Source organism: Paenibacillus sp. MMO-177, from assembly GCF_037147795.1.
GTDB lineage: Bacteria > Bacillota > Bacilli > Paenibacillales > Paenibacillaceae > Pristimantibacillus.
This window is the reverse complement of record NZ_JBBCUR010000002.1, coordinates 604,445-617,565: the sequence shown is the minus strand read 5'-3', so window position 1 is coordinate 617,565 and position 13,121 is coordinate 604,445. Positions and strand designations below refer to the sequence as shown.

General features: G+C 50.0%; 10 protein-coding genes. All 10 read left to right on the top strand.

The window, feature by feature from the left end; translation table 11 throughout:
* Positions 1-3: 3 nt before the first annotated feature.
* The 10 genes from rpsB to WFK81_RS08440 all read left to right on the top strand — a co-directional run bounded on the left by rpsB (position 4) and on the right by WFK81_RS08440 (position 13,121).
* The gene (rpsB, locus tag WFK81_RS08485; protein WP_015844998.1) at positions 4-702 is read left to right on the top strand and encodes a 30S ribosomal protein S2; all 699 of its coding nucleotides are present in this window, start codon (positions 4-6) and stop codon (positions 700-702) included.
* Positions 703-806: 104 nt separating this feature from the next.
* Positions 807-1,457 carry a translation elongation factor Ts gene (tsf, locus tag WFK81_RS08480; RefSeq protein ID WP_015844997.1) on the top strand — a complete coding sequence of 217 codons (651 nt, stop codon included), beginning with the start codon at positions 807-809 and terminating at the stop codon, positions 1,455-1,457.
* Positions 1,458-1,555: 98 nt separating this feature from the next.
* On the top strand, positions 1,556-2,284 hold the full coding sequence (gene pyrH, locus WFK81_RS08475) for a UMP kinase (RefSeq protein WP_336785999.1): 729 nt from the start codon (positions 1,556-1,558) through the stop codon (positions 2,282-2,284).
* On the top strand, positions 2,284-2,838 hold the full coding sequence (frr, locus tag WFK81_RS08470; protein WP_336785998.1) for a ribosome recycling factor: 555 nt from the start codon (positions 2,284-2,286) through the stop codon (positions 2,836-2,838). The genes pyrH and frr overlap by 1 nt, the downstream gene beginning before the upstream one ends.
* A gap of 66 nt (positions 2,839-2,904) precedes the next feature.
* Entirely contained in the window at positions 2,905-3,669 is a 765-nt protein-coding gene (locus WFK81_RS08465; RefSeq protein WP_336785997.1) for an isoprenyl transferase, read from the top strand.
* Between the two features lie 26 nt (positions 3,670-3,695).
* Complete coding sequence (locus WFK81_RS08460; protein ID WP_336785996.1) at positions 3,696-4,490, top strand: phosphatidate cytidylyltransferase; 795 nt, start codon at positions 3,696-3,698, stop codon at positions 4,488-4,490.
* Positions 4,491-4,817: 327 nt separating this feature from the next.
* Positions 4,818-5,957 (top strand): 1-deoxy-D-xylulose-5-phosphate reductoisomerase, encoded by a 1,140-nt coding sequence (locus tag WFK81_RS08455; protein ID WP_336785995.1) that lies wholly within the window; start codon positions 4,818-4,820, stop codon positions 5,955-5,957.
* Between the two features lie 86 nt (positions 5,958-6,043).
* Positions 6,044-7,309 carry an RIP metalloprotease RseP gene (rseP, locus tag WFK81_RS08450; protein ID WP_336785994.1) on the top strand — a complete coding sequence of 422 codons (1,266 nt, stop codon included), beginning with the start codon at positions 6,044-6,046 and terminating at the stop codon, positions 7,307-7,309.
* Between the two features lie 7 nt (positions 7,310-7,316).
* Positions 7,317-8,765, top strand: coding sequence for a proline--tRNA ligase (gene proS, locus WFK81_RS08445; RefSeq protein WP_132305586.1), 1,449 nt, complete (start codon positions 7,317-7,319; stop codon positions 8,763-8,765).
* A 42-nt stretch (positions 8,766-8,807) separates the two neighbouring features.
* The gene (locus WFK81_RS08440; protein WP_336785993.1) at positions 8,808-13,121 is read left to right on the top strand and encodes a PolC-type DNA polymerase III; all 4,314 of its coding nucleotides are present in this window, start codon (positions 8,808-8,810) and stop codon (positions 13,119-13,121) included.

Here is a 13,121-nt window from a genome sequence, read left to right as displayed (position 1 = left end):
AATATGGCGGTTATTTCCATGAAACAGCTTCTCGAAGCTGGGGTACACTTCGGTCACCAAACTCGTCGTTGGAACCCTAAGATGGATCGTTATATCTTCACAGAAAGAAACGGAATTTACATTATCGACCTGCAAAAAACAGTTAAGAAAGTCGAAGAGGCTTACAACTTCGTGCGTTCTGTAGCTGCTGAGGGCGGCACTATGCTGTTCGTAGGTACGAAAAAACAAGCTCAAGACTCGGTTAAAGAAGAAGCTGAGCGTTGCGGCAACTTCTACATCAACCAACGTTGGTTGGGCGGCACGCTGACTAACTTCCAAACGATCCAAAAACGTATTGACCGTCTGCGTCAACTCGAAAAATGGTCGGAAGACGGTACTTTCGAAGTACTGCCTAAAAAAGAAGTTATCATCCTTAACAAAGAAAAAGACCGTCTGGAAAAATTCCTCGGCGGCATCAAAGGCATGAAAGGCCTGCCTAGCGCGCTGTTCATCATCGATCCTCGCAAAGAGCGCATCGCTGTTGCAGAAGCACGCAAGCTCGGTATCCCAATCGTAGGTATCGTTGATACAAACTGCGATCCGGACGAAATCGACTATGTAATTCCAGGCAATGACGACGCGATTCGCGCAGTTAAATTGCTGACGTCCAAAATGGCTGACGCTATCGTGGAAGCTAATCAAGGCGAGCAAACAACTGCTTAATCCGATATAATTGCTACAACAAAGGGTGGTCAGAAGGTGAAAGCCTCTCACCGCCCTTTTTTTGAACGTAAAAACTAAAAATGGAATTTCCAGGAGGGCTAATCATGGCGGTATCCGCAAGCGCAGTAAAAGAACTTCGTGAAAGAACTGGAGCAGGTATGCTCGATTGCAAGAAAGCATTGGACGAAACAAACGGCGACATCACAAAAGCAATCGAATTGCTTCGTGAAAAAGGTCTGTCCGCGGCTGCTAACAAAGCTGGCCGTGTTGCAACTGAAGGCGTAGTTGAATCGTATATCCATGCAGGCGGCCGTATCGGCGTGCTGGTTGAAATCAACTGCGAAACTGACTTCGTTGCTAAAACGGATCAATTCCGTACTTTCGCTCGTGACATCGCAATGCACATTGCTGCAGCGAACCCTAAGTTCGTGAAACGCGAAGAAGTTCCTGCTGAGGAAATCGAAAAAGAGCGCGAGATCTTGAAAGCTCAAGCCCTGAACGAAGGCAAGCCTGAGAAAATCGTTGAAAAAATGGTTGACGGCCGTATCTCCAAATACTACGAAGAGTACTGCTTGATGGAGCAATCCTTCGTTAAAGATCCGGACAAAACCATCTCGGCTCTTCTGAACGAGAAAATCAGCGCTATCGGCGAAAACATCTCGATCCGTCGCTTCGTTCGTTACGAACTGGGCGAAGGCTTGGAGAAAAAAGTGGATAACTTCGTTGAAGAAGTTATGGCTCAAGCAAAACTGTAAACCGAACGCACAGGCGGGGCGGGGCGTTCGCCCCGCTCTTTTTTTCTAAATAATAGGATGTTACCTCGCCCGCGAGGTACAAGATGGAGGTAGGGACGATGGGACAGCCTGTTTTCAAAAGAATTGTTCTAAAAGTAAGCGGTGAATCTTTGTCGGGGGATCAAGGCTACGGCATTGAAGCTTCGGTCATTTCGGAAATCGCCGATCAAGTTAAAGAAGTAGTTGCACTCGGTGTTGAAGTCGCTATCGTTGTAGGCGGTGGCAACATCTGGCGCGGTATTGCAGGTACGGCTAAAGGCATCGACCGAGCGACGGCAGACTATATGGGCATGCTGGCAACCGTAATGAACTCTTTGGCCCTGCAGGATGCGTTGGAGCAAATTGAAGTGCCTACCCGCGTTCAAACTTCGATCGCCATGCAACAAATCGCGGAGCCTTACATAAGACGCCGCGCTATCCGTCACCTGGAGAAAGGCCGCGTCGTAATCTTCGCAGCCGGTACAGGAAACCCGTTCTTCTCGACCGATACAACCGCAGCTCTTCGCGCAGCCGAGATTGAAGCGGAAGTCATTCTGATGGCTAAGAACAAAGTAGACGGCGTATATTCCGCCGACCCGTTCAAAGATGCCACAGCGGAGAAGTACGAAGAATTGACTTACATGGACGTACTGAACAAAAACCTTGGTGTTATGGATTCGACGGCATCGTCGCTTTGCATGGATAACAATATTCCGCTCGTCGTGTTCGCGATTACCGAAAAAGGGAATATTAAGAAAGTCGTGCTTGGTGAGAAGATTGGTACTATTGTGAGAGGAAGTGCGAAATAATGCCGCAAGCAATTAAGAAAAATGCAGAAGAGCGTATGGAGAAAGCAATCGGTGCTTTGAAACGTGATCTGGCTACACTGCGTGCAGGACGGGCGACGCCTGCTTTGCTCGACCGTGTTCAAGTTGAATATTACGGGGCGCCAACGCCCGTTGCGCAATTAGCGAATATTAATGTTCCGGATTCCCGCACGCTGTTCATCCAGCCTTGGGATAAATCGTCGATCGCAGCGATCGAGAAAGCGATTATGAAATCCGATCTCGGCCTGACTCCATCCAACGATGGTTCGGCTATCCGCATCACTTTGCCGCCGCTGACAGAAGAGCGTCGTACAGAGCTTGTTAAAACGACGAAGAAGTTCGGCGAAGATGCGAAAGTTGCAATCCGCAATATCCGTCGCGATGCGAACGACGATATAAAAAAGCTTGAGAAAACGACGATTTCCGAAGACGAATCCCGTCGTCATCAAGAAGACATCCAAAAAGCAACCGACCGTTTCATTGCGGAAGTCGACAAAGTATTGGTTGCTAAAGAGAAAGAGATTATGGAAGTATAATTGCGCCTACAGCCCCTCCGTCAGGTGGGGTTTGGTTTTTTTGAATTTCGGGTGGGAGGAACAAACATGATCAGTCGACTTTGGGCTAAACTTGGCAAATCGTCCTCGAATGCGGCTGAACCGTTGGCTGCCGACAATGTCCCGAAGCATATCGCCATAATCATGGATGGCAACGGACGTTGGGCGAAAAAACGTGGACTTCCACGGATCGCCGGCCATCATTCTGGTATGAAGACGGTGAAGCGGATCGTAATGGAGGCAGATCGTCTTGGTGTCAAATATTTGACATTGTACGCTTTTTCCACGGAAAACTGGAAACGGCCCAAAGACGAAGTCGAGTTCCTGATGAAGCTTCCCCAGCAATTTTTGGAAATTGAGCTGGCAGAGCTCATTGAAAAAAACGTTCAAGTACGCATGATGGGGCATAAAGAAAATCTTCCGTCGTTTACGCTTAGCGCTGTTGAGGAAGCAATCACGAAGACGGCTCATAATACTGGACTCGTACTCAATTTTGCTCTTAATTATGGCGGCCGCAGGGAAATGCTTGAAGCGATCAAGGAAATTGCCGCCGATGTGCAGGACGGACGTTTATCGACCGAGCAGATTGACGAGCAGCTGATCTCCAGCCGATTGTTAAGCGGAGACATTCCCGATCCCGATCTTTTGATCCGTACGAGCGGCGAACTTAGGCTTAGTAACTTCATGCTGTGGCAGGTAGCTTATAGCGAAATGTGGTTTACGAACGTTTATTGGCCGGAGTTTACCGAAGCTCATCTGCAGGAAGCCATTCGGGAATATCAGCGGCGCGCCCGGCGATACGGCGGTTTATAGCATCGATAACGGAGAGTGACCATCACTTGAAACAGAGAATCATTTGGGGACTGCTTGCCGGCGCGGCATTTGTTGCTTTGCTACTAGCCGGCGGATGGTTTTATGCAGCTGCGCTAGTCTTGCTCGCTTTGCTTGGATTTAACGAGTATACGAAGATGAACGGGCACTCGTGGAATGAACCGGCGTCTCTGCTTGGTTATGCAGGCGTGCTCATGTTCGTTCTGCCGTGGAAACTCATGGACGTAGATTCGCCTTCCGCGATTACCGTGCTATGGGTGTTGGCGTTTCTGCTATTAGCGGTAACGGTATTCAGCAAAAATAAAATAACCATCGACGGCGCCTCGCTTATGTTGTTAGGCGCTTTATATGTAGGTTACGGCTTTAGCTCTATGAATGCCGTTCGCGATCTTGACCATCACGGCATTTTCTGGTCGTTTCTTATTATTACTTGCAACGTTGCGTCCGATGCAGGAGCGTATTTTGTCGGGCGGGCGATGGGCAAGCATAAGCTGTGGCCGTCTATAAGCCCTAACAAGACAATTGAAGGTGCTGTCGGCGGTGTTGTTCTTGCGGTAATTGCAGCGCTAATATTCGCGATCTGCGCTCCTCATGTTATCGACATCGGGACTTCCTTGCTGATCGGCCTTATCGTTGCGGTAGCCGGTCAATTGGGCGATCTCATTCAATCGGCTTACAAACGCGTCCGCAACATCAAAGATTCCGGCTCTATCTTGCCGGGGCATGGCGGTGTTCTGGACCGTTTCGACAGTTGGATTATCGTGTTCCCTTTGTTGATCCTGACGGATTTGATCCCTACATAAACAAAGTGAGAGTAGAGGTATCCACTAATGGATAACCCTTAACATGGAGCTTTCGACATGTTAATAATGTTTTTCTGCTCTCCATCTTTTTTCTTTGGCATTCCGACTTGGAAGGAGTTCCGAGTCGTATATTGCTCTTAAGTGTGAGCGGAGCGAAAGTGTCGTGGTGGAGAAACGGAGTGTTCGCCTTTGTCTCTGAGTTACAACCGCAATATGCGGATTGGAATCAAGAAACTCAGGGATAACAGCGATCGGAAGCATGACACTTTCGCGCAGCGAATGCTTTCCCAGAGCAATACAGCATCAAACGTGTTCCAGGAGGAATCCATGAAAAAAATCACCATATTAGGCTCCACCGGTTCCATCGGCACTCAGACGCTTGACGTCATCGCCAATGATCCGGAGCGCTACCAAGTTGTCGGCTTATCGGCTGGCAATAACCTTCAGCTGCTGCTCGAACAGGCCAAGCAATTCCGGCCTTCTGCCGTCTGCTTGGCAAACAAGGAGTTGGCAGAGCAGGCAAAGCCTGAATTGCCTTCGGGTACACGGGTGCTGTACGGCGAAGAGGGGCTTGTGGAAATCGCGGCGAATAATGATGCCGATGTCGTGGTAACCGCGATTGTGGGCAGCCGCGGGCTTCCCGCAACTCTTGCCGCTATTGACGCGGGCAAGACGATTGCACTTGCGAATAAAGAAACGCTTGTAACCGCCGGCCATATCGTTATGGAACGTGCGAGACAAAAAGGCGTCTCGATTATTCCGGTGGACAGTGAGCACTCGGCGATTTTCCAATGCCTGAACGGAGAAGATCTTAAGGCTTTGCAGCAGCTAACTTTGACCGCATCGGGTGGATCGTTCCGTGATCGTACCCGCGAGCAGTTGGAGGGCGTATCGGTTGCGGAAGCATTGAACCATCCGAACTGGTCTATGGGCGCCAAGATCACCATTGATTCCGCTACAATGGTGAACAAAGGGCTTGAAGTCATTGAAGCACGATGGCTCTTTGACGTGAACTATGATCAGATCAAAGTGTTGATTCATCCGGAAAGCATCATCCATTCATTTGTGGAATTCAGCGACAACAGCGTAATCGCTCAGATGGGCTTGCCGGATATGCGGGTTCCGATCCAATATGCGCTGACTTATCCGAATCGCCGTCCGACTCCGACGGGACGGCTCAATCTGGCGGCAATCGGGAAGCTGCATTTCCGCGAGATGGATTTTGCCAGATACCCGTGTCTCAAGCTTGCCTTTGACTGCGGCCGTGCCGGCCAATCGGCGCCAACGGTGTTTAATGCAGCCAACGAAATTGCGGTGGCACGTTTCTTGAACGGAGAAATTGATTTCTTGGGCATTGAGCGAGTGCTGGAGCGCGTGCTCGAGCGCCACTCGGTAACAGCAGTAAATGATTTGCAGGCTATTGCGGAGATAGATGCTTGGGCTCGTAAAGAGGCGGCAGTCGTCTAGCTTTTGCCGTAACCTGCGGTTCTCTTGTATCGTACGGGAGAATAATGATAATCTATGTACAGGCCGTTACGAACAGGAGGCTCGCTATGGAGATGATTCGGGTCATATTTATGACCGTGCTCGTATTTTTTGTCATTGTCACCATTCATGAATGGGGACACTATTTTTTCGCGAAACGCGCCGGAATCTTGGTTAGGGAATTCGCTATCGGCTTTGGGCCCAAGCTATTCTCGATCAAACGCGGTGAAACCCGGTTTACGCTAAGACTTGTGCCAGCCGGCGGTTTTGTTCGCATGGCAGGCGAGGATCCGGAAATCGTCGAGGTTACTGTAGGCCAAACGGTAGCTGTTCGGGTAAAAAATGATCAGGTTACCCGGATTTACCTCGACCGGCTCGATGAGCGCAGCGGTGTAATTCGCGGTGAAGTGACTGGAATTGACCTGGAGAAGGATTTGTTCGTTTCCCTTGACGTTGAAGGGGAGAACGACCGATTCTCCGTTCATCCTGCGGCACTTCTTATTTCGAGAGGGAAAGAGACGCAGATTGCTCCGCTTGACCGTCAATTCGGCAGCAAGTCGGTTGGCGCGCGCGCCATGTCCATTTTTGCAGGCCCTTTGATGAACTTTGTGCTTGCGTTTGTTTTGTTTATGGCATACATACAGCTTGCAGGTACTCCGCAAGGCTTGCTTGTTGATGAAGTAACCAAAGGGATGCCGGCCGAGCAGGCGCAGTTGCAAAAAGGCGACCTGATCGATACCGTCAACGGTGTCAAGATCGGTACCGATTATGACAAAATGATTGACATTATCGGCGCTTCCGCAGGCAAGCCGATTCAACTGAACGTGATCCGCAACGGCTCGCTGCAGCCGATAAAGCTGACGCCGGTAGCGGATAATCAAGGCGTTGGCAAGGTTGGCCTCAGAGCGGCTTATCAGTTCCGCAGCGCAACGGTGGGCGAGACCATTACGGGTGCCGCGAAGCTGATGAAAACGATGACGGTCAGCATTTTCGAAGGCTTCAAGAAGATTATCATTGGAGACTTTAAGCTGGATGACCTAGGCGGACCGGTCCGTACAGCGGAAATGACCAGTGAGATTGCCCGCAAAGGGATTACGGATCTGACGTCATGGACGGCTTTGTTAAGCCTGTATTTAGGCATATTCAACTTGCTGCCGATTCCCGCGCTTGATGGCAGCAGGCTTATCTTCCTCGGTCTCGAGGCAGTTCGCGGGCGCCCGGTTAATCCGAACCGGGAAAGCATGGTCCACTTCATCGGTTTTGCCTTAATTATGCTGCTGATGCTTGTGGTGACTTACAATGATATTTTGCGATTGGTACGAGGGGAGCCATAAGTCGGTTATGTCCAAGGATAAACAGTTTGTTACCGAAATTACGCCACAAGGCGAGGATTTTTCAAGATGGTATATCGATGTCATTAAAAAAGCGGAGCTCATGGATTATTCGCCGGTACGCGGTTGTATCGTGTTCCGTCCGGAAGGCTATGAGCTTTGGGAAAATATTCAGCGCGACCTGGACCGCCGTTTCAAGGAAACCGGCCACCGCAATGCTTATTTCCCGCTCTTTATCCCGGAGAGCTTTTTCCAAAAGGAAAAGGAGCATGTCGAAGGCTTTAATCCGGAGCTGCCTTGGGTAACGGAAGCAGCAGGAGAGAAGCTGGAAGAGCGTCTGGCTATTCGTCCGACATCGGAAACGATGTTTGGCCATATGTATGCGAAATGGATTCAATCGTACCGCGATCTGCCGCTCCTTATTAACCAATGGGCAAACGTTGTGCGCTGGGAGAAGCGCACTTTACCGTTCCTTCGCACAAGCGAATTCCTTTGGCAGGAAGGCCATACGGCCCACGAGACCGAAGATGAAGCTCGAGAAGAAACGATGAGGATGCTGACGGTATACCGCGAATTCGTGGAAGAGTTCCTGGCAATCCCGGTTATTGAAGGGGAGAAGACGCCATCCGAGCGTTTTGCCGGTGCGGTTAACACTTACTCCATCGAAGCGATGATGAAAGACGGCAAGGCGGTTCAAGCCGGTACGTCCCATTATCTGGGCACCAAATTTGCCGTTGCGTTCGACATTAAATATTTGGACCGCGAGAACACCCTGCAATTCGCTCATACCACATCTTGGGGCGTGAGTACGCGGCTCATTGGTGCTATGATTATGGTTCATGGCGACGACCGCGGTCTGGCATTGCCTCCGAAGGTTGCGCCAACTCAAGTGATTATGATCCCAATTGGTCCGGCTAAAACCCGCGATCAAGTGGTTGGCCGGGTAGACGAGCTTTATGCGGAACTGAAAAAAGCCGGCGTACGCGTAAAAGTTGACGACCGTTCCGACGTAAGTCCGGGCTGGAAGTTCAACGAATACGAGATGCGCGGCGTACCGCTTCGTCTTGAGCTGGGCCCTCGCGATATGGAAAACGGACAAGTTGTTCTTGTATCGCGCATTAGCGGCGAGAAACGGATCGTCCGCCAGGATAACCTGATTGCGGAAGTGGAAACGATGCTTGCCGATATTCAACGCGATATGTATGAGAAAGCGAAAAAATTCCGTGAAGATAATTTCTACGACGTAGAGACGCTTGACGAGATGAAAGCTTCAATGGAAGAAAAACGCGGATTTGTACTGGCTGGCTGGTGCGGTTCCGCCGCTTGCGAGAAGCAAGTGAAGGAAGAGACTGGCGCAACAAGCCGCAACATTCCGTTCGAACCGGAGAAGAAGAAAAGCAAATGTCTCGTATGCGGTGATCATGCGGAGCACACGGTCGTATTTGCACGTGCCTACTAAAAGCATCGATCGGATTGGATCGTACAGGAGTGATTGATTGCCATGAGCCAAACCGGAGACAACCGGCAGCGCTTTGAGCTGCTTATGCAGCAAGCGGGGCTGCCGCTCGAAATTATAAATTCCTATTACAAAGACGGTTACATCGAACAAGTCATTGTAGGGAAAAGCAACAGAAAATGGACGTTTTGCATTCGCAAAACGTCTTTAGTTCCTTATAAAGCGTTTATGGCTTTAACCCAAGCCGTAAACATGAAGTTCTCTCATATCGCCGAAACTTCTTTTAAGCTGGTTTACGATGATACTGTTCCCTCTGCAGACATTGCGCGAGAATATTGGCCTCTGTTCCTGGAATGGGTCCAGCAGGAGAACGCATCGGTTAACGGCTGGCTTAGCAAAGCCGGCATGGAGCCGACTGACGAGATGATTGCCGTATCGCTTCTGGACGGCATGGGACTCGAGCTGGCGAAGAAGAAAAAGATCGACGAAGCGATCAGCAGCTTTTACGAACGGACCTTCAGCCGGAATTACCGGGTTAAGCTGGAGGTTGGCGAGCAAGTCAGACAGGATGCTTACGAGGAATTCCAGCAGAAGCGGGATCAAGCGGAGAGGGAAGCCGTCATTCAGATTATGGAGAGCGTTGCGGAATCGAATGAGGCTGAAGGCGATGAAGAGCCTGTCAAGTTGGCAATGGGCTACGACATACGCGATGAGCCTACCCCGCTCATGAATATCCGGGAGGAAGAGAAGAAGGTCACGGTTCAGGGGGCAGTATTTGGCCTTGAGGTGAAGGAGCTTCGCAACGGAATGACCTTGTTCACCTTTAACGTAACGGACTTCACCGATTCCATGGCGATGAAGATGTTTGCCAAGAATAAGGAAGATGTGAAAATTCTCAGCCTGCTGTCGAATGGCAAATGGGTGAAGGCGCGCGGCAAAGTCGATTATGACCGCTTCATGCAGGAACCCGAGCTGGTGATGATCCCTAACGATCTCCAGGAAATCTCTTCGCCGCCGGATCGTAAAGACAATGCGGAGGAGAAACGCGTTGAATTCCATCTTCATTCCACCATGAGCGCGATGGACGCGGTAACACCGATTGGCGAGTATGTGAAGATGGCAGCCAAGTGGGGACATAAGGCGATCGCGATTACGGACCACAGCAATATTCATTGTTATCCGGAAGCATTCAAAGCTGCAAAGAAAAATAACATCCAAGTTTTATTCGGCCTTGAAGCTAATGTTGTAAATGACGCGGTACCGATGGTGCTGAACTCAAGGGAAGACCAGCTTGCTTCTGCCGTGTATGTCGTATTTGATATTGAGACCACAGGCTTATCTATTATTAATAATAAGATTATCGAGCTTGCTGGCGTAAAAATGCAAAACGGCAAAGAGATTGACCGGTTTTCCACCTTTATCAATCCGCATGAGAAAATTCCTTATCATATTCAGCAATTGACAAACATCAATGATGATATGGTCAAGGACGCGCCGGAGCTTGAACCGAAGCTTCGAGAATTTGTCGATTTTATAGGGGATTGCATTCTTGTAGCCCATAACGCAAGGTTTGATATCGGATTTATTCAAGCCAATCTCAAGTCCATCGATATGCCGGAATTAACGAATCCCGTGCTTGATACGCTGGAGCTCGCAAGATTCCTTCATCCGACGCTTAAGAATCATCGTCTTAATACGTTATCCGCGAAATATAAAGTTTCTCTCGATAATCATCACCGTGCCGTAGACGACTCCGTTGCTCTCGGCGGTGTTTTGTATGGCCTTATCAATGATGCGGCTGAACGCAATATTACCGGACTTCATCAATTAAATGATTATGTTGGACTGGACATATCCAATTCACGGCCATTCCATTGCAATATTTACGCGTTAAATGCTGTTGGCAAGAAAAATTTGTTCAAGATGGTATCGATCTCCCATACCGAGCATTTCAAACGTGTTGCTTGCATACCGAAGAGCAAGCTTGTTGACATGCGTGAAGGCATTCTTGTGATTTCTGGCTGTGAGAAGGGTGAATTCTTCGAGACGGTGCTTAATAAATCTTATGAAGAAGCTCTTGAGGTTGCCCGGTTCTACGATGCGCTCGAGATTCAGCCGATTGACTTCTACATGCATCTTGTGGATAAAGGACTTGTTGGCAGCCGCGCCGAGATTGAGCAGGCCATGCGCCGGATTTGCGAGATAGGCGATGAGCTTGGCAAGCCTGTTATCGCAACTGGCAATGTCCATTATTTGAACCCGCGGGATAAGCTGTATCGCGATATCGCCATTCACGGCATTACCGGATTTAGCCCGCTGAAGGACATTCGGAAGCCGGACGCCCATTTACGGACAACCGATGAGATGCTTCGCGAGTTTGCCTTCCTCGGGGAAGCGCGGGCATACGAGGTCGTAGTCAAGAACACAAACGAACTCGCTGAGCGGTTCGAACCATTTGAAATGTTCCCGGACAAGCTGTTTACCCCGATTATCGAAGGGGCAGAAGAAGAAATCCGGAGTACATGCTATAACACGGCCAAATCCATGTACGGCGATGATCTCCCGCAGGTTGTTATCGACCGGCTTGAGAAGGAACTTGTACCGATTATCAAATTTGGCTTCTCCGCCAACTACTTGATTTCGGAAAAACTCGTTAAGAAGTCCAATGCCGATGGATATCTCGTAGGTTCACGGGGATCGGTAGGCTCTTCCGTAGTTGCAACCTTCTTAGGCATATCGGAGGTTAATCCGCTGCCAGCGCATTATTTGTGCAAGAATTCGGAATGCCGCCATAGCGAATGGTTCCTTGACGGCAGCGTCCCGAGTGGTTTCGACTTGCCGGACAAGAATTGTCCGAAATGCAATAGGCCGATGAAAGGCGAAGGACAGGATATCCCGTTTGAGACCTTCCTTGGTTTTAAGGGCGATAAAGTTCCCGATATCGATCTTAACTTCTCCGGTGAATACCAACCGACGGCGCATAACTTTACCAAGATCATGTTCGGCGACAAATGCGTATTCCGTGCCGGCACAATTGGTACGGTAGCCGAAAAAACCGGTTATGGATTTGCCCGCAAGTATGCCGAAGATCACAGTAAAACATGGCGCAGCGCGGAATTGTCGCGCCTTGCTTCCGGCGTAACCGGCGTAAAGCGGAGTACAGGCCAGCATCCGGGCGGCATCGTTGTTGTTCCGGACTATATGGAAGTAGAAGACATCACTCCGGTGCAATACCCTGCGGATGACGTGAACGCCGAGTGGAAGACGACGCATTTCGATTATCACGCCTTTGAAGCCAACTTGCTGAAGCTTGATATACTGGGGCACGACGATCCGACCATGATGCGGATGCTGCAGGATTTGACGGGTGTCGATCCGACGACTATTCCGATGAACGACCCTAAAGTGATGAGCATGTTCAATTCGACGAAAGCGTTAGGCGTAACGCCTGAGCAGATTCGTACACCGGTGGCGACATACGGCGTTCCGGAGATGGGGACGAAGTTCGTTCGCCAGATGCTTCAGGAGACCCAGCCGTCGTCGTTTGCCGACTTGCTTCAGATTTCGGGATTGTCGCATGGTACCGGCGTGTGGCTCGGCAATGCCCAGGAACTGATCAAGAAGGGCACTTGCAACATCAAGACGGTTATCGGCTGCCGTGACGATATCATGCTGTATCTGATTTATAAAGCGGGCATGGATGCCGGACTTGCGTTCAAGATTACGGAAAGCGTACGTAAAGGCAGAGGTCTCACGCCGGAATGGATCGAAGAAATGAAGCGCTGCAAGGTACCGGCCTGGTACATTGATTCCTGTCTCCGGATCGAGTACATGTTCCCGAAGGCGCATGCCGCCGCTTACGTTATTTCCGCGGTGCGGACCGCCTACTTCAAACTGTATTATCCCATTCATTACTATGCGACTTATTTCACGGTTCGAGCGGAAGACTTCGATCTCGAGCTGCTCTGTCAAGGCTACGATGCTATTCAGAAGAAAATCATCGAGATCGAGGACAAGGGCTTTAATGCCACGACTAAAGAAAAGAACAGCATTTCCTTGCTGGAAATGGCTCTTGAGATGACCGCCCGCGGTTTCTCCTTCAAGCCGATTGATCTGTATCGTTCGGATGCAACGAAGTTTATCGTTGACGGAGAATCGCTTATTCCTCCGTTCTCGGCCATTGCCGGTATCGGCGAGAATGCCGCGCGCAACATTGCGGCTGCCAAGAATGACGGAGAGTTCCTGTCCATCGAGGATTTCCAGCAGAGATCCAAGGCGAGCAAGACCATTATCGAGGTACTGACGGGCATGGGCTGCTTCCGCGGATTGCCGGAATCCAACCAGCTGTCCTTGTTCTAG